At 68.7% G+C, this 17,247-nt stretch carries 17 protein-coding genes and 3 pseudogenes; 11 read left to right on the forward strand and 9 right to left on the reverse strand.

Translation table 11 applies throughout. The features are described 5' to 3' along the window. The first annotated feature begins 25 nt into the window (after window positions 1–25). Window positions 26–775 (forward strand): FadR/GntR family transcriptional regulator, encoded by a 750-nt coding sequence (locus OHB04_RS03890; protein WP_326686262.1) that lies wholly within the window; start codon window positions 26–28, stop codon window positions 773–775. Between the two features lie 272 nt (window positions 776–1,047). On the opposite strand, the gene OHB04_RS03895 is transcribed toward OHB04_RS03890, so the two are convergent. Then, window positions 1,048–2,007, reverse strand: coding sequence for a DUF3152 domain-containing protein (locus OHB04_RS03895; RefSeq protein WP_326686263.1), 960 nt, complete (start codon window positions 2,005–2,007; stop codon window positions 1,048–1,050). Between the two features lie 302 nt (window positions 2,008–2,309). On the opposite strand from OHB04_RS03895, the gene OHB04_RS03900 reads away from it, so the two are divergent. The 7 genes and pseudogenes from OHB04_RS03900 to OHB04_RS03930 form a co-directional block, all read left to right on the forward strand. Next, entirely contained in the window at window positions 2,310–3,299 is a 990-nt protein-coding gene (locus OHB04_RS03900) for an extracellular catalytic domain type 1 short-chain-length polyhydroxyalkanoate depolymerase (protein ID WP_326686264.1), read from the forward strand. A gap of 200 nt (window positions 3,300–3,499) precedes the next feature. After that, the gene (locus OHB04_RS03905) at window positions 3,500–3,790 is read left to right on the forward strand and encodes a hypothetical protein (protein WP_326686265.1); all 291 of its coding nucleotides are present in this window, start codon (window positions 3,500–3,502) and stop codon (window positions 3,788–3,790) included. A gap of 44 nt (window positions 3,791–3,834) precedes the next feature. Next, a complete protein-coding gene (locus OHB04_RS03910) occupies window positions 3,835–4,491 on the forward strand; it encodes a DUF5819 family protein (RefSeq protein ID WP_326686266.1) in 657 nt (218 codons plus the stop codon). Between the two features lie 20 nt (window positions 4,492–4,511). Further along, the gene (locus OHB04_RS03915; RefSeq protein ID WP_326686267.1) at window positions 4,512–5,588 is read left to right on the forward strand and encodes an HTTM domain-containing protein; all 1,077 of its coding nucleotides are present in this window, start codon (window positions 4,512–4,514) and stop codon (window positions 5,586–5,588) included. Between the two features lie 167 nt (window positions 5,589–5,755). Further along, a complete protein-coding gene (locus OHB04_RS03920) occupies window positions 5,756–6,595 on the forward strand; it encodes an SGNH/GDSL hydrolase family protein (RefSeq protein ID WP_326686268.1) in 840 nt (279 codons plus the stop codon). Window positions 6,596–6,934: 339 nt separating this feature from the next. Continuing rightward, window positions 6,935–7,582 carry a GntR family transcriptional regulator gene (locus OHB04_RS03925; RefSeq protein ID WP_442814780.1) on the forward strand — a complete coding sequence of 216 codons (648 nt, stop codon included), beginning with the start codon at window positions 6,935–6,937 and terminating at the stop codon, window positions 7,580–7,582. A gap of 334 nt (window positions 7,583–7,916) precedes the next feature. Further along, a pseudogene (locus OHB04_RS03930) lies at window positions 7,917–8,167 on the forward strand (transposase); the annotation flags it as partial. 144 nt (window positions 8,168–8,311) lie between these two features. Here the strand turns inward: OHB04_RS03930 and OHB04_RS03935 are convergent. The 5 genes and pseudogenes from OHB04_RS03935 to OHB04_RS03960 all read right to left on the reverse strand — a co-directional run bounded on the left by OHB04_RS03935 (window position 8,312) and on the right by OHB04_RS03960 (window position 12,358). Next, window positions 8,312–8,872 (reverse strand): GNAT family N-acetyltransferase, encoded by a 561-nt coding sequence (locus OHB04_RS03935; RefSeq protein WP_326686269.1) that lies wholly within the window; start codon window positions 8,870–8,872, stop codon window positions 8,312–8,314. A gap of 456 nt (window positions 8,873–9,328) precedes the next feature. Further along, window positions 9,329–9,832, reverse strand: a complete 504-nt coding sequence (locus OHB04_RS03945) for an SRPBCC domain-containing protein (protein ID WP_326686270.1) — start codon at window positions 9,830–9,832, stop codon at window positions 9,329–9,331. Window positions 9,833–10,076: 244 nt separating this feature from the next. Next, a complete protein-coding gene (locus OHB04_RS03950; RefSeq protein WP_326686271.1) occupies window positions 10,077–10,571 on the reverse strand; it encodes an SRPBCC domain-containing protein in 495 nt (164 codons plus the stop codon). Between the two features lie 256 nt (window positions 10,572–10,827). Beyond that, complete coding sequence (locus tag OHB04_RS03955) at window positions 10,828–11,370, reverse strand: NADPH-dependent F420 reductase (RefSeq protein ID WP_326686272.1); 543 nt, start codon at window positions 11,368–11,370, stop codon at window positions 10,828–10,830. Between the two features lie 56 nt (window positions 11,371–11,426). After that, window positions 11,427–12,358 (reverse strand): annotated as a pseudogene (locus OHB04_RS03960) (NAD-dependent epimerase/dehydratase family protein). Window positions 12,359–12,495: 137 nt separating this feature from the next. Between OHB04_RS03960 and OHB04_RS03965 the strand changes: the two are divergent. Beyond that, window positions 12,496–13,437: a LysR family transcriptional regulator gene (locus OHB04_RS03965; RefSeq protein ID WP_326806810.1), complete on the forward strand. Its 942-nt coding sequence runs from the start codon at window positions 12,496–12,498 to the stop codon at window positions 13,435–13,437. A 63-nt stretch (window positions 13,438–13,500) separates the two neighbouring features. Continuing rightward, window positions 13,501–13,665 (forward strand): annotated as a pseudogene (locus tag OHB04_RS03970) (IS630 family transposase); the annotation flags it as partial. A gap of 52 nt (window positions 13,666–13,717) precedes the next feature. On the opposite strand, the gene OHB04_RS03975 reads toward OHB04_RS03970, so the two are convergent. The 3 genes from OHB04_RS03975 to OHB04_RS03985 are packed head-to-tail and all read right to left on the reverse strand — an operon-like array spanning window position 13,718 to window position 16,298. Next, window positions 13,718–14,107, reverse strand: a complete 390-nt coding sequence (locus tag OHB04_RS03975; protein ID WP_326686275.1) for a cupin domain-containing protein — start codon at window positions 14,105–14,107, stop codon at window positions 13,718–13,720. Continuing rightward, the gene (locus tag OHB04_RS03980) at window positions 14,104–14,895 is read right to left on the reverse strand and encodes a carbon-nitrogen hydrolase family protein (protein WP_326806811.1); all 792 of its coding nucleotides are present in this window, start codon (window positions 14,893–14,895) and stop codon (window positions 14,104–14,106) included. Before OHB04_RS03980 ends, OHB04_RS03975 begins: the two co-directional genes overlap by 4 nt. Before the next feature lie 23 nt (window positions 14,896–14,918). Then, the gene (locus tag OHB04_RS03985) at window positions 14,919–16,298 is read right to left on the reverse strand and encodes an MFS transporter (RefSeq protein ID WP_326686277.1); all 1,380 of its coding nucleotides are present in this window, start codon (window positions 16,296–16,298) and stop codon (window positions 14,919–14,921) included. Window positions 16,299–16,437: 139 nt separating this feature from the next. On the opposite strand from OHB04_RS03985, the gene OHB04_RS03990 reads away from it, so the two are divergent. Beyond that, entirely contained in the window at window positions 16,438–17,124 is a 687-nt protein-coding gene (locus OHB04_RS03990; RefSeq protein WP_326686278.1) for a DUF2848 domain-containing protein, read from the forward strand. Window positions 17,125–17,247 lie beyond the last annotated feature (123 nt).

A 17,247-nucleotide genomic window follows, 5' to 3' on the forward strand; every position in this document is an offset into this window, starting at 1 on the left:
GAGCGACGCGCCATCTGGTCTACTGGTGACCGTGACGAGTCAGCCCTCCAGCACCGACGAGCCCCAGCCCGACCTCGCCCAACTCCTGCGCCCCGTCGTACGGGAGTCCTCCGTGAGCGAGGTCGCCAAGCGCCTCCTCGACCACCTCTCCGCGGGCAACATCAAGCCCGGGGCACGGCTGCCCGCCGAGCGCCAGCTCGCCGAGGCGCTGGGGGTGGCGCGCTCCAGCGTCCGCGGCGCGCTGTCCGCGCTCGACGTGCTCGGGATCATCGAGATCCGGCCGGGTTCGGGCTCGTACGTGCGCGAGGGCACCTCGGAGTTCCTCCCGCGGGCCATCAACTGGGGCCTGATGCTGGGTCAGCGCCGCACGCAGGATCTGGTCGAGGTGCGGACCTACATGGAGAGCGTCTCGGCCCGGCTCGCCGCGGAGCGGGCGACGGAGGAGGACGTGGCCCGGCTGGAGGAGCATCTGCGGCACATGCGGGAGGCGGGCAGTGACGTCAAGGCGTTCATCGACGCCGACATCGCCTTCCACCTGGAGTGCGCGGCCATCGCGCGCAACACGGTGCTCAGCGACATCCTGCACAGCATCCGCGCGCTGCTCCAGGTGTGGATGGAACGCGTCAGCGACGTCGAGGGAACCGTCAGCGGCACCCTGTGCGAGCACGACACGATCCTCAAGGCGATCCGCGACCGGGATCCGGAAAGCGCGGACCGGGCGATGGCCGAGCACATGCGGATGGCGAGCGCACGACTGCGCGAATCGGTGGGGTGAGCCCTTCCCCGCACCGCCGCCCGCGGTGCGGCTCCACCAGCGCCCGGGAGTGCGCCCGCTCGACCAGCACGTACTCGTCGAACAGCCCGGTCCCGGTGAATGACTGTCCGCTCAGGAACGTGTCAGCGTGCTCCTCGGCGCCTTGTCCCACCAGCGGATACTTTTCCTGCTCAACGTCCTGTCCTGCGCCTCGCATTGGACATTCGCTGTCCGCGGTCTCTGGGTGTGCCGCCCGCTGCTCCGGGGGCGGCCGGACCGCAGGTCCCGCCCGGTCAGGCAACCGGCGGCCCCGTCAGGTAGGTGCCGTCGCGGTCGTAGGGCCACGGGTTCGCCACGCAGCCGTGCAGCCCCTTGATCTGCTGCATCATCGCCGGAGCGGGCCGGCCCGGCCCGGCACACGTCCGGTGCTGGTAGCCGAGGAAGTGTCCCACCTCGTGGTTGACCGTCAGCGCGTGGTAGTCGGACAGGCTGTGCTGGTAGTACGGGTTGGCCAGCAGCCAGCGCTTGACGTTGACCACCACGTTCTTGCCTACGCGGCAGTTGACCTCGCCCCCGGTGTCGAGACCACCGCGCCCGCACATGCGGTCCACGGTGTCAGGCGTGGCGACGACCACGGTGAAGTCGTGCGCCCCGCCTGTGACCTGTTGAAAGGAGGCCGCGTCACTGGCCGTCCAGCCGCGCGGGTCGGCGAGGATCCGACGCACCTCGTTCGAGATCCCGTCCGGGGTCTGCGCCAGGTTGTTCTCCACCTTGACCTTGTAGCGAAAGAGCCGGCCCGCGCTGCCGATCCGCTTTCCTGAGACCGTCGCCGTGCGGAATTCCCCGGGGCCGTCCGCCGGGTAGCGCGCGTCCGGGTCCACGGCGTCGCCGCTGGGGGGCGGGGAGGTGCGCGGCGACGCCTTGGGTGCGGAGCGGCTCGGCTCCGGGCTGTCCGACCGTGGGGCGTCCTCCGCCACCTCGCCGGGTGTGTGGGACGGCGACGCGGCCACCTCGCCGCCGCCGGCCCGCCCGGGGTGGTGCTCCGGGAGCAGGACACTGCCCACGAGCGCGGCCGAGGCGACCACCGTGACGCCGGACACCGCCAGCAACACGGAGCGTGACCGCGAGCGGCGTCTGCGCCGACGGCCGTGCCCCCGTGACGGCGACACGGCGCGCCAGGCTACGCGCCCCGCCCCGCTGGTGGGGATGACGCCGGTGTTGCCGTACTGCTCATTCATCGTGCCCTGTCCCATCTGCAGAGGCACTCCAACCTCGTGCAGATGGTCAGATGCACGCACAGCGGCGAAAGTTCACGGGGAATCGCACCACTGCTCTCGGCCATGATCCCCGCACGAGTACCTCCACCCAGCCTGACCTGGACGGATGATGATTCGGCACCCGCACGGTCCGGCGTCGGCAATGTGGCCGTCCCACAGCGGCGCACCAAGACGGCTGGCGGGTCGGCACGTTCGCCCGCCTCGGTCCGCGCCCTAGGTTGCGGCTGACCGGGCCCCGTGCCCGCACTCCCCCACGAGCACCACGGAAGGAACCCCTCATGCGAACCTCCGTGCGCACCGCGGCAGCCCTGCTGGCCGCTCTCACCCTCTCCGCGCTGAGCGTCTCCGGTACGTCCTCCGCATCCGACGGGCAGCAGCGCGTCAGCACCGCCGCCCTCGAACAGGTCACCGACTTCGGCTCCAACCCCGGCGCCCTGTCCATGTACCGCTACACACCCGACGGGCTCGGTGCCGGGCGCCCCGTGGTCGTCGTACTGCACGGCTGCACCCAGAACGCGGCGACGTACTTCGACGGCTCGGGCTGGCAGCAGGCGGCCGACAAGCACGGTTTCACCGTCGTCGCGCCGCAGCAGGAGACGGCCAACAACGCCAGCCGGTGCTTCAACTGGTTCCAGTCCGGCGACACCGAGCGGGGCAGCGGCGAGGCGCTGTCCGTGCGGCAGATGGTGGACCGCACCGTACAAGACCTGGGCGCGGACCCCTCCCGGGTGTACGTCACCGGGCTGTCCGCCGGCGGCGGGATGACCTCCGCGCTGCTCGCGGCCTACCCCGACACCTTCGCGGGCGGCGGCGTCATCGCGGGGCTGCCACACGGCTGCGCGGACTCGCTGCCCGACGCGTTCGGCTGTATGAACCCCGGCGTCACCAAGTCCCCGCCCGAGTGGGGCGACCTGGCCCGCGCCGCCCACCCCGGATACGAGGGGCCCCGGCCACGCGTCTCGGTCTGGCACGGCACGGCCGACACCACCGTCGCACCCCGGAACGCCACCGAGTCCGTCAAGCAGTGGACGAACGTCCTCGGCGCCGACCAGACCGCCGACGCCACCCACCAACTGCCGGGCGGCACCACCCAGTCCGACTACCAGGACGGCAACGGGCAGGTGGCGGTGCGCAGCTATCAGGTGGACGGGATGGGCCACGGAACGCCCGTCAAGCCCGGCGAGGGGTGCGGAAAGGCGGGTGCGTACTTCCTGGACACCGTCTGCTCGACCTCCTACCTCACCCGGGACTGGGGGCTGAGCGGCTGAGCCTTGGGCTCCTTTTCAGGGTGACCGCTGCCGCCCCCGACCAGCCGGTCATCCTCTACGACTTGAGTACCAAGTCTGTGATCTCGCCCACTTCTCGTCGACCGGCAAGGGGACTCCATGTGCGAACTGTTTCCATTGCGGGGCGAGTTACCTGCGGGTGGCTTATCGACCATGGCAGCACAGTGCCGCAAGGAGTTCCCATGAAGAAGAAATCAGCTGTCTCCGCCGTGTCCGCATTCGGCGTCGCCCTGGGCGGTGCGGCCCTGGTAATCACCGCACAGGGATCCAGCCAGGCGACCCCGGCACCCGCGACCAAGACGGCGACCACCAGCGAGGCGGCGGCCAAGGCCGACGGCGACAAGGCGAACGTCAAGGAAGCCCGCGCCAACGACAAAAGGATCGCAAAGGGCGGCGAAAGGGGCGGCCTGCACGTCGAGGAGTTCAGCGACCAGAACGGTAAGGCCGCGTCCGACACGGCATTTGATAAGTGACCGACCGACGAATGGCTGGTGCGTGACGGAAAAGTGAGGGAAAGGTGACGCAGCAGCACCGAGGCGTCCGGCGGGCGGCGTTCCTCATCGGCGCCGCCCTCCTGGGCATCCACTTCACCTTCGCCGCGCTCTCCCAGGCCCCGCTGAGCCCGGCGAAGGTGCGCTACCACGAAACCGTCAGCGCATATCTGGAACCGTATTTCGCACAGAACTGGATGCTGTTCGCACCCGACCCGCTCACCGAGGACCGGGGCATTCTCACGCGGGCGAAGTGCGCCGACGGCAAGGTGACCAGTTTCTACGACGTCACCACCCCCTACCTCAAGGAGGAACAGGGCAGCCTCCTCTTCCCCTCGCGGATGTCGCGCCTGGTCACCACCGGACTTGAAAGGTTCAACGACAGCGACGCTCTGGTGGATCGCGTCCGCAAGAAGTCGCGGAACGACAAGAAGCCGCTGCTCCCGCGACTGCCCCACGAGAAGAAAACCCGGCAGGAGTCCATCGCGTTCCTGTCCCGCTACTCGCTGGATCAGACAGCCCGGATTCCGGGGGCCTGCAAGGGGAAGCCGCACGCCGTCCAGGTCCGCATGTACAACCACAGACTCCCCCCGTGGTCACAGCGCAACGCCCCGAAGGCGTCGAACGGGGACAAGGTCGAGGTGGAGGACCTCCCCTGGCGGAAGACGGAGTTCCTGCGGTGACGGCATCGGAATCAAAACCCATGGCGGGTCCGGGAGCCGGACTGCTGGGCACCCTGGACACCTGGTCCAGCCGCCCGCTGAGCATCCTCGGCGTATCGGCGGCACGCGCCGTACTCGGCCTGGTCGGCTTCATGTACTACGTGAGCCAGTACGCCGACCGCCACTATCTCTTCGGCCCCGAGGGCGTCCTGCCCCACGACGAATTCCTCCACGAACTCCGCGAGTCCGGCACCTTCAGCCTCTACGCGTGGAGTTCCTCCCCCGCTTGGGCCGAATTCGTCTTCCACGCGGGAGCACTCGCCGCGCTGGCCGTGCTGCTGGGTATCGGCGGACGCGCCGGCCTCGCCCTCCACTGGCTGTTTCTCTGGTCTCTCTACCAGCGCCAGTCAGCGCTTCTCGACGGCGGCGACAACCTCGCCTATCTCGTCATCCCCATGCTGCTGCTCACCCGCTGCTACGACCGGCTCGCCCTCTCCACCGGCCTGTCCCGCCGCCTCACACGCCACTTCCCCGGCAGCGTCAGGGCCCTCGAGGCCCCGCTGCACAACCTCGGGGTCCTCGCCATCACCGCTCAGATCTGCCTGGTCTACATGGTCAGCGGCCTGTACAAGGTCCATGGCCAGGTCTGGCAGGACGGCACCGCGCTCTTCTACATCCTGAGAGTTCCCGAATTCACCCAGCCCGGCCTCTCGAACCTCGTCTACGACAACGACCTGCTGGTCTATCTGGGCACCTACGGCTCCGTCCTCTTCCAGGTCTACTTCCCGCTGGGCATCCTCGTCCCCCGCCTCCGCCCCTGGGCAGCCGCCGCCTCCATCGCCTTCCACCTCTCCATCGCCCTGCTCATGGGCCTGACCAGCTTCGCCCTCACCATGATCGCCTGCGACCTGGTCTTCCTCACCGGCCCCTTGGAAAAGACACTCACGCTCTGCCGCCGCGTGCACGAGCGGCTGCGACAGAACCGAGAAGACCGGCATCACGAGGGCGGCGGACCCCACCAGGAGGAGAGCGGGAGCGAGAGCGAGAGCGCGCTCGCACGCCGCCGAGGGCGCGAACGCTCCCCCGGGGAGCGGACGACCAGCACTCCAGGGAACTGAGCGGCTGACCGGGCAGTTCCCCGGGCGGACAGAGCCGCACAAGCTGAAGGCCGAGCCAGGAGCGTGAGCCGTCGACAGTCGACACCGCTCCCGCTTAAGGTCCGGTAGCGGATCAGGACGAGTTCCCGCACATGGGCGCCGAGTTCTGCGTACGAGGGAGGCCGACCGTGACCGTGCCGCACGCCGAGCACCAGGACCAGGGCGACCAGCGCCGCCGGTACCTGCGCTATGTCGCGCTGGGCGACAGCACGACCGAAGGTATCGGCGACGGTGACGAGGAGTCCGGGTACCGCGGCGTGGCCGACCGGTTCGCCGACCGCCTCGCGGCCACCTCCCCGCAGCTGCACTACGCCAACCTGGCAGTACGAGGATGTGGCACCGACCACGTCCGCACCGTGCAACTACCGGCAGCGCTCGCCCTGCGCCCCGATCTGGCCACCGTCGTCGCGGGGGTCAACGACTTCCTGCGGCCCCGGTACGACGTGGACCGGGTCGCGGGGCACCTGGAGGCGACGTTCGCAGCGCTCACCGCCGCCGGGACGCACGTGGTCACCCTCACCTTCCCCGACATCGGGAAGATCGCGCCCCTCGCCCGCCCGATCGCCTCCCGCGCCCGCGAGCTCAACACACGTATCCGTGACGCCGCCGCGCGGCACGGCGTCACCGTCGTGGACACCGCTTCCCACCCCGTCACCGTCGACCCACGCCTGTGGAGCGCGGATCGGCTGCATCTCTCCCCGCTCGGGCACGACCGCTCCGCTGCGGCCTTCGCACAGGCGCTCCAGCTCCCCGACGCCGACGACTCCTGGACCCTCCCGCTCCCCGTGCTGCCCGCGCCGAAGCCGTGGCAGGCCCTCCGGGTGGAACTCCACTGGGTCGCCACCTTCCTCGGCCCCTGGGTCCTGCGCCGCCTGCGCGGACGCTCCTCCGGCGACGGCCGCACCCCCAAACGGCCACAGCTGACACCCGTCGCGGCCACCCCACCGCAGAACCGCACCGCGCACTAGCCTCGCGCTTTCGACACCGCCGTCGGCGGTCGCCTGCTGGTGCACGAGGGCGGGCCGCGCCGCCTCGCCCACGAACTGTTCGCCGCCTGGTCGGCCGAGTCCGTACCAAGCGATCTACGGACGTGCCCCCGGCCAACCGAGTTCCCCGAAGCCCGCGGGCGCCGGGGAGAACGCGGGCGCAGCGCCGTCGGACGTCATCGATGCCCCGAGGCGACCAGCTGATTGACCCAACTGGGCCGCGTACGCTGCTGCTTCTCACCGCCGGAGGCCCGTTCCTGGGACCCGTGGTTGAGGCCTTCCGTCACGGAAAACGCATGGTAGCGTCCGTATACACACTGTATGCGAGGTCTGGGGGTTGCCGTGGCGTCCGGTCGGGAGAAGGCGTACGCGTATCTCAAGGACACGGTGCTGACGGATCCCGAGATGCAGGGGGCCTTCCTGTCGGAGCAGGAGCTGGCCGACCGCATCGGCGTCTCCCGCACCCCCATCCGGGAAGCGTTGCTGCTGCTCGCGGCCGAGGACCTGGTCGAGCTCGTACCCAAGCGGGGCGCCCGGGTGGCGTCTTTGACGGGACGGGAGATCCGCGAGCTGATGGAGCTGCGGGGCATCGTCGAGCGGTACGCCGCCCAGCAACTCGTCTCCGGTGGCCGGCCGCCGGTGGAGGAGCTGCGGTCCCTGCTGGAACGCCAGCGCGAACTGACCGGCGTCGAACAGGCCCGGGAGTTCATCGCCGTGGACCACCGGTTCCACTCGGTACTGGTGTCGGCCGTGGGAAACGCCCTCCTCGACCGGCACTACGACGGGCTGCGCAGCCGCCAGGTGCGCGCGGGCGTGGTGGCCGTCTTCAGCCAACAGGGGCGCCAGGAAGGTGTGCTGGAAGAGCACGGGGCCATCCTGGACGCCCTGGCCGCCGGCGACGCGCAGTCCGCGTGTGCCGCGATCGACCACCATCTGGAGTCGACGCTGAAGGTACTGCTCGCGGGCTAGTGCCGTGACCGGCAATGTTTGCCCGACAAGGAGCGTCGTCGTGGGGGCACCGCCCGCGCGAGCGGAGCCGAGCGTGGGGGAGCGTGCGATCGCAAGGCGGCCGGAAGTCCTTGATCGGGGTCTGCCCTGCTCTGGGGGCACCTCCCGGCCGAAGGCCGGGGGAGAAGCTGAGAGCTCGGGGAAGGAGCTACCAGGGCTTTTGGCCAACGCCGCTGGGGGCACCCCCTGCTCGGAGAGCTTGGGGGAGTGCGTGCCGGGCGGCGCGACGGGGCAAAGCTTGCCGGGAGGGGCACTAGGTCGTGTCTCTTTGATGGGTTGGTTCAGTTGATCGGATGTGTCTGTCCGGTTGGTGATCACTGATGCGATGTGGGACCGGATCGAGCCGCTGATGCCGGCCGAGCCGGTCCGTGGACGGCGGTGGGCCGATCACCGCCGCACCCTTGAAGCCATCGCGTGGAAGTACCGCACCAGCTCGCCCTGGCGAGACCTGCCCGACGAGCTCGGCTCGTTCCGGACCGCTCACAACGGCTCATCAGATGGGCTGTCGACGGCACCTGGGAGAGGATCCTCGCCGCGGTCCTGGCCGACCGCGCCTACTCCTTCCGTGCCATCGCCTACCAAGCCGCACTCCACCTCGCCGGCATCCTCATCTGGACCCGACCCTGACCAAAGAGACAGAACCCAGGACTCCGGGGCCGGATCCTGATCCTGCCCAAGAGGGCCGGAAGATCACATCAATTCCATGAGGATGTCGGCGCGGGCATAGTAGTCGGACACGGGGAGACGGTCGCGGGTGATTCTGACGAACCCCGCGTCCTCGTAGAGGTGAATGGCGGGGGCCAGCTTGGTGTTCGTGCCGAGGAACAGCCGGGTCCCACCGAGCGCCCGGGCGCGGTCGATCGCTGCGGCTATGAGTCGGCGACCGATGCCGCGTCCTTGCACGGCGGGAGCCACGGCCATCTTCGCCAGCTCGAGCACGGCATCCGGATAGGCCAGGAGTGCGATGCAACCGACTACAGTTCCGCTGCCCGATTCGCGCGCCACGAGCACGTCGCCGCCTGGGGCCACGATGCGGCCGAACGGATCGCCGAGCACAGCTCGGTCCTCGTTCTTCAGGGTGAACAGGTGCGAGATCCACTCCTCGTTCAGCGCGTAGAACGCGTCGGCATCACTTTGTGAGGCGATTGAGGAAACCATGATCGGGGCGGAGGCGTGCGGCATAAGGCGGGTTCCCTTCCGGTGTGGCTCCCGCAGCTTCTGGTCGGCCTGGGCGGCATCTGCGGAATGCATGCCACGGAGGGCCGGCAGAGCGAAGCAAGAGAGATCACTGCCATCCTCTTCGACGGCCTACGTTTCGGCGCTCGACCGGCAACCTGAGCGGCCTTCTGGCAGGATGTCAAGCCCTGGGCTTTGCAGAGACTGCGTTAGCTGGTTTTCTGGAGTGACGCAGGGGGTCCGACCGCGAGGTGATGGGCGGCCTTGTGTTCGGCAGGGGTGACGTGGCCGAGCTCCCCGTGGAGGCGTCGCTGCTTGGATCAGCCGATGTACTCGGCGACGGCGACCTCGACGTCGTAGATGCCGGTCCACGGCCCCTTGTTGCGGATCAGTTCGGCCTTGAACAGGCTGTTGAACGTTTCGGCCGCCTCCCGCGTACCGCGTACCGCTGCGGAATTCCCTTACGCTGCCGACGATGCCGACAGCGTAAGGGTTCAAGGGGACCCGCCCATGCCCATGTATCTGTGCGCGTCAGGCCGCAGGCTTCGCCACTTCCGCTTCTGCGGCACGGGCGAGGCGTTCGACCCAGTCCTGGTGATAGTGGTAGAGCGCACCGGGACGCTTATGGCCGAGCTCATCGAGGAAGAAGGGGCCCTGCTGCGTTTCCTCGGTCAGCACGTGACAACCATTGTCTGTGGGCGTGATTACCCAACCGTGGTACGCGCTCGAACCGGTTTCGTCGCCGTCGACTTCCGTCTCCCACGAGAGCCTGGTGAAGGGCTCATACTCCGTTACGTTGAGAGTCATGGGAAATCCAACCGTCACCCGGCTGTACTTGGTTCCGAGCGCCAGTACCGACTCACCGTCCAGGATCTTGACGTGATCTTCGGGAGGAAAGTAGCTCGACCAGTTCTCGGCGTCGACGAGCAGCTTCCATACCACTTCAGGTGGCGCCTTCACGTCGATATCGTTGAGCGCGTAGAGAGCCGACAATTTCGGGTCATACCGTTCGGGCCAATTCACCTTGTCATACATCGGACACTTTTCCTTTCTGAACGTTTCGGAGATAATGCTCCAATGCACCAACTGCCGCCTTGGGTGTCTGGATGGACAGGTCCGTTCACCGGGCTGAGCCCGAGCTGCTTCGGGAAGTCGGTCACTGCGGTTCGATGTGAGGCTGCGGGTGATCCGCAGCGAGGTCGACCCTGGCGCTGTCGCTGGAGGACCGCATCCTGCTGGCTACTGAATCCCGCCTCCACTCGTCCGCCATACCCACGAGTCAACCGGGGCGATTTTCACGCTCGATCGCTACCTTGGCGAGCCCCGCGAGAAGATTCTCGTGTGTGCGCCAAAAAACTTCAGGGTCCTGCTTCGCCAATTCGATCCAGAGCGGGCCCCGCATCGTCTCTTCGGTCCAGAGGTGGCTCCCGTTCGGCGTGAGTGTGATGATCCAGGCGTGGTAAGCCCTGGACGCTTCCGACACCTTGGGATAACCACCCCAGGCGATACGCGTCACAGGTTGGTACTCCTGTACGGATGCGAAGACGTCTTGGCCGGCCAGGTTGGTTTCGAATCGAGTTCCGAGGCTCAGCGAGTCATGGCCGTCAAGCAGTTGGACATGTTCCACGCCTGGGTAGAAGGTGGGCCAGGTTTGGGGGGCCACGAGCAGGGACCAGATCGTTTCAGGAGAGGCTTCGACCTCGAGCTCGTTGGTGAAGTGGATCGGGGAGCGGCTGGGCGCCATGACCTCCGGCCAATTTATTGCTTCAAACATGAAAGCTCCAGACATTGGACCGCTCCCTGGCGGGGATGCCCGATCGAGGGAACGCGCAAAAGAAGTACTCTGCTACTTCTCGAATTCAGGATGCGCGTTGCATTGCCAGTCGAAATGGGGGAACGCACGCAAGCGTATTCGTGACGATGGATACGCCTCGCCCAGGATTCATCTGGGCTGAACAGCTGCATTCGAGTGGAAACTCCGGAAGTGCATACCTGTCCTGTGGGCAGAATGCACTGCCCAACCGGTTCGTTCAGAGTTCACCGGGAACGGCAAACCGGTAAAATACGCCGCCGGCCGGCTGGATGCCCATGAGAAGCCAGACCGCGTTTTCGAAGTCGCGGGCTCGTGAGAGGTCTCCGACGCGCACCGGGTCGTAGCCGGCGTCGCGGATGAGCTGCTCGGTGACGTCGAGGGCTCCCTCGTCAGCGACGTACCAGTTGCTCGGCCGCACTCGCTGCTTGCGCACTTCGCCGTACAGGGCTCCGAAGTTCATGTTGAAGCTCTTGGCCACCGGGGCGTGGGTGAAGGACTTCACCTCCTCGGCGTATGACGGAAAGTTGCCATGACGTGCAGGCATGATGTTGGTCGCGTCGATCGCGATCTTCCCCTCGAGCCCTGTCACCTTGCTCAGGGCGTCCGAGATCGTTGCGCCGGGTACTGCAACCAGGACGGCGTCGGCGTCCGAGGCATCCCCGCCGTCACGGCCGAGCTCTTCGACCTCGTGGCCTGCGGCCCGCCACAGGGCGGCCAGTCCTCCGCCGATCATTCCTCTTCCGATCGTGACGATCTTCATTCTGTGTCTTCCCTCGGTTGAACGGTGACGTATGCCGGTCGAACATGGATGGCGCTTCACGCGCGGCTGACGGCCACCGAGTCTCTGACGGCGTCCAGACCGGCAGCGTGCGGAACAACGGGCTCGTATCCGAGCTCGGCTACGGCCTTGCCCGTCCGCAGGGTGCACTGCTGCCCGAGGAACCATCGAGCGGGAACGGGGACCTCGCGGGCGGCGGTCTCGGCGTCCAGGTCGGGGATCGGGACATCGACGCCATAGATCTCGAACTGGGCTTCCAGGAACTCGCGCAGGACGACGCGGTGCCGGTCGGTGACGAAGTAGGCCTGACCTGGTCGGCCGCGCTGCCACCCGAGCATGAGCCCCTCGGCAGCGTTCTCGACGAACGTGACGTCGGTCGTGTGCCGGCCTCCGCCGATCCAAGCGAACTGCCCCGCCTTCGCCGCAGCTACCAGGCCTTCGACGAGGAAGCTGTCGGGACCCCAGACGAACCTCGGGCGGATCGACACCGTGGCGAAGTCCGGGGCATTCGCATCGAGCACGATCTTCTCGGCCACGGCCTTCACCGCGCTGTAAGCGGCTTCCGAGTCGGGCCGCAGCGGCGCGGTCTCGTCGACGTCCACGAGCGGGGCACCGGCGAGGAGCGCGGCTTCGCTCCCGCAGTGGACGAACCGTGGAACCTGCGCGTAGCGGGCCGCATCGACGGCTGCCTGGGTCCGCGAACCGTTACAAGCTGATGACGCTCACGGTCAGCGGTGACGTCCGTCTCGGCAGCGAGGTGGAACACCACATCACTGCCCGTCAATTCGTTGCGCCACGTGCTCGGGTCGGTCAACTCGCCCCGCACGGGCTTGGCGCCCAGCGCCGAGACCTTTGCAGCCGATGTCTCACCTCGAACCAGAACACCCACCGAATGCCCCTCGTCGAGGAGCCGGCGCACCAGCACCTGGCCGATGAACCCCGAACCGCCCGTGACGAACGCCTGTGCCATGAATTTCTCCCTTCGCTCTGTGCGAGCCCCTCTCGCCTGCCTTGAGCGAGAGGGTGTCGTGGGTTAGAGCAATCGGAGGTCCAGAGGTCTTCCCTCGACTTCATTCATGCTTTGAAGGCTTGCGATAAAATTTTTGGATGGCTTCTCTTCGGGCACTGGAGTGCCTCGTCGCGGTCGCGGATTCCGGGTCGATCACACAGGCCGCACAGCTGCTGCACTCGTCGCAACCCGCTGTCTCTCATCAGCTCGCTTCGTTGGAACGCGAGACCCGAACGCTCCTGCTTCGCCGCGAGCCCCGAGGGGTCAAGCTCACTCCTGCGGGGCGTGCCGCCGTCGCGGATGCCAGACGAGCGATCGAAGCAGCCGCCTCTGTGGTGAGGTCAGCACGTGCGGCGGGTCAAGCGGCTGGAGGGGTCTTGCGGTTGGCCTGTGCGCAGAGCCTCACGGTGCCGCTGCTCGCTGCGGTCATTCGCCAGTGGCATCGCCGCTACCCAGAGGTCGCGATCACGCTGCGCGAGTCCACGGCGATGGACGAGGCGCTCGGTCTCGTCGACTCCGACGAAGTCGACGTGGCGGTGCTGACGGCTCCCTCGGCCGGCCGCTTCACGATCACCCCGGTCGCCGAGGAGGAGATCGTGCTGGCGGCACCCAGCGGCCACGTGCTGGCCGGGCAGTCGGCTGTACGCCTTGAGGACCTTGAAGGTGCGCCGCTCGTTCACTTCACACCGGTCAACGGCCTCAGCGCCTGGCTCGACCAGTCCTTCGCCCGTGCCGGAGTCCACCCGGAGACGGTGATGAGGACATCGGTGACTGCGGCGGCACCACAGCTCGCGGCTGCCGGTCTCGGGATCGCCGTGTGCCCCGTGAGTGCGGTCAGCCATGGCTTTCCGGGAGCGGTGCGATCGTTCTCGCCGCGGTGGGTCAGGCAGCTGGTGGCGGTGACGTCCGCGGAACCGGACCCGCTCGTCGCGCGATTCATCGGCGACCTGCGCAGTCGCGGCATGCGTGTGCCTCACAGCGTGCGGACTCAGCTCGCACAGGACGGTCCTCCGGCCGAGACACCACGACCGTCCTCCTGAAACTCGCCGCGCAGCCGGCGACCAGGTCGAGCACGGCCTTGAACGCACGGTTGCGCCGACGGGGTATGGGCGCACGTCAAACGCAGCCTGGCCAACCTCGCCGTGGTCGCCCACGACCGGCTTGAGGCCATCGTCCGCAACCGGCTCAAACGGCTTCAGTACCGGCCCGACACCCTCAACGGGTTCATAGCCGGCACCGGCCTGACCCTGAACATCCCAGAGTCGCCCAGACCGGCCGAAGTCAGGTGGCGCGCCCAGCCACAGCCTTCTGCAACACGCTTCAGGGTCTCTCGTTTGGATCTTCGCGGCTCCTGTCGTCGCCGGGCGGGCTGTCCGGGTAGGTGATCACGAGCATCGTGACGCCGTCCCGTGCGGTCCAGGGGCCGTGCGGCATTCCCGGTGGGCGGCAGGCGTACATCCCCGCGGTGAAGGTCCGGCCGAGCGTCACGTCGTGCAGCGCTCCCTCGAGGAGATAGACCTCCTCCCAGAAGTCGTGGCGCGCCACGCCCTGGCCCGAGGTGTCGGTGCCCGGCGCCCAGCGCACGAGCACGGTCCGGCGTCCACGGCCGGGGTCCTGCGCCAGGACGCGCTCCTCGACGCCGGGGCCGGCGCCGGCCGGGGTGTGCCACGGTCCGTCCGGGAGGTGGAACTCCAGCTCGGGCTTGTTCATCGCCACGCGTCCGGCCGACGGTTGGCCAGCACGGAGGTCTTCTCCCGGACCGCGGTGACCTCGTCGGCGTCCAGGTCGGCCACCAGCAGCTCCGGTTCGGCGCCCGCAGCGTGCCGGACACTCCCGTCGGGCCCGACGACGCGGCTGTGCCCGATGCCCGTCGGCGCGGCGCCCGGCCCGGTGCCGGGGTCCGCCTGGCCGACGGCGGCGAGCCAGACGGTGGCGTCCAGGGCGCGCGCTCGCACCAGCAGCTCCCACTGGTCGAGCTTGCCGGGCCCCGCGCCCCAGGAGGCCGCCAGCAGCGTGGCGACGGCTCCGGCGTCGGCGTGGGCCCGGAACAGCTCCGGGAAGCGGACGTCGTAGCAGGTGGCCAGGCCCAGTCGTACGCCGTCCACGTCGATCACCGTGGTGCCGGAGCCCGCGGCGACGGTGTCGGACTCGCGGTAGCCGAAGGCGTCGTAGAGGTGGATCTTGTCGTACGAGGCTTCGACCCCGGGTCCGGTGGCCAGCAGGGTGTTGGCCACCCTGCCTGCCGGGGCCGGGGTGAACATGCCTGCCACGACGACCGTGCCGGTGGACCGGGCGATCTCCCGCACCCCGTCGGCCCACGGCCCGTCCAGGGGCTGGGCGAGCGGGGCCAGCGGAGTGCCGAAGCAGGCCATCGACGCCTCGGGGAAGACGACGACGCGGGCTCCGGCGTCCGCGGCGCGCCGCGTCCACTCCTCGATGAGCCGGAGGTTCTTCTCAGGGTCGGGGCCGGTGGTGAGCTGGCTCAGGGCGATCCGCATGGTGCGGCTCCTCCGTTCCGGGATCAGCGGGGTGTGGGGTCAGCGGGGAGAGTGGCGCCTGCTGCGTCCCGGGCTGTCGGTGCGGCGAGCCGGTCGTCCTCGTCGACAGCGGCTTCGGGGCCGCGTCCCAGGCAGACCCCGGCCAGGGAGACCGCCGAGGCGATCGCGATGTACGCGGCCAGCGGTACCCAGGTGCCGTAGGCGCTCAGCAGCGTGGTGAACAGCAAGGGAGCGATGGCGCCGCCGATGATCCCGGCCAGGGTGTAGGCGAGGGATGACCCGGTGTATCGCAGCCGGGGCGAGAACTGCTCGGCGATGAAGGCGGCCTGCGGTCCGTAGAGGCAGCAGTGGATCACCAGGCCCACGACGACGCCAGTGGCGAGCGGTATCCAGGTGCCGCCGCCGATCATCGGGAAGAACACGAAGGGCCACACACCGGCGGCCACTGTGGCGCAGCCGTACAGCAGGCGGCGATTGATGCGGTCCGAGACGGCGCCGGCCAGCGGCATGAGGAAGACCTGGAGCGAAGAGCCGATGAGGACGGCCGCGAGGGCGGAGCCGCGCGACATGCCGAGTTCCTCGGTGGCGTACGTCAGGACGAAGACGGTGAACAGGGCGTACAGCACGTCGGGGCCGACGCGGCAGAGGATCGCGGCGATCAGGGCGCGGGGCTGGGTGGTGAAGACCTCACGGATCGGCGCCTCGGGCCGGGTGTGCTCGGCCTCCATCGCCTTGAACACCGGGGTCTCTTCGAGCTTCGCCCGGATCCACAGCCCGAACGCGACGAGGACGCCGGAGAACAGGAACGCCACGCGCCAGCCCCAGGACTCGAACTGCGCCTCGGTCAGCAGCGCGCCGAGGGCGGCCAGGACACCGTTGGCCAGCAGGTTGCCGGCGGGCGGGCCGACCTGCGCGGCGGACGCGTAGAAGCCCCGCCGTCGTGGGTCCCCGAACTCGCTGGACAGCAGTACCGCGCCGCCCCACTCGCCGCCGACGCCGACGCCCTGGGCGAAGCGCAGCACGACCAGGGCGATCGGGGCGGCCACGCCGACCGTCGAGTACGCGGGCAGGATGCCGATCAGGAAGGTGGCCACGCCGATGAGCAGCAGGGTGGCGATCAGCACCTTCTTGCGGCCGATCACATCGCCGAGGCGACCGAAGACGAACCCGCCGAGCGGGCGGGAGACGTATCCGACCGCGTAGGTGGAGAACGCCAGGAGTGTGCCGGTGAGCGGGTCCTCCGAGGGAAAGAACAGGTCGCCGAAGACCAGGGCCGCGGCGGCGGAGTAGACGGCGAAGTCGTACCACTCCAGGGCCGTGCCGGTCAGGCTCGCGACGAAGGCCCGGCGGATGCCGGACTGCTTCTCGGACGCCTTCGCCTCGTCCTGCGGGGTGTCGTGCATGGTTCCCATCCTTGCTCGGAGACATCGACCTTCCGGCATACTTCTTGTATACAGGAGGTATGCGCAAGCCCTGCGCGTGAAGTCAACCGCGGAGAAATCCGGATCCGCGTGCCGTCACCCGATCTCTGGGAGTGCCCTCATGGCCGTGCTGACCTTCGAACTTCCCGACGGATCGACCCGCGAGGTCGACGTCGTCCAGGTCCTCAACGCCGGGTACGCCGGGCGCAGCCAGGAGGATGTCGCCGCGCACGTCGCGGAGCTCGCCGAGCTGGGCGTGCCCGGCCCGTCCGTGACGCCGGCCCTCTACCCGGTCTCCCCCTACCTGGCCCAGCAGACCGACCGGATCCAGGCACAGCACGGGCACACCTCCGGTGAGGCGGAGTGGGCCCTCGTCGTGGCGGACGGCGGGGAGCTGCTGCTGACGGCCGCCTGCGACCACACCGACCGCGACCTGGAGGTGCACGGCGTGGCCTGGAGCAAGAACGCCGGACCCGATGTCCTCGCACGGCGCGCCTGGCGCCTGACCGATGTGGAGTCCCGCATCGACGAGCTCACCCTGCGTGCCTGGGTCATCCACGGCGGCACGCGGACGGAGATCCAGCACGGCACTCTCGCCGAACTCCTGACGCCCGCCTACTGGGTCGACGTCCTGCGCTCCCGCGACGCGCTCACGCCCGGCACCGTCCTGATCTCCGGGACCATCCCCATGACCCCCGGCGTCGACCAGTTCGCGGACGGCTGGAGCGTGGAGCTGACCGATCCCGCCACCGGGGATACCATTCGCCTCGCCTACGACGTCCAGCCCATGCCGGCACCCATCGGCTGACGCGCCACCCGCCCACGATCAGGCAGGCGACGGTCCTCCACGCCGTCGAGGACTGCCGCCTCCCTTGGTGTGCCGACGCGGAAGACGCCGCTGACGGGCGCCGGCCGGCGGGCCGGGCGGGAG

Origin of the sequence: Streptomyces sp. NBC_01775 (assembly GCF_035917675.1) — a bacterium.
In the GTDB taxonomy this organism is placed as follows: domain Bacteria; phylum Actinomycetota; class Actinomycetes; order Streptomycetales; family Streptomycetaceae; genus Streptomyces.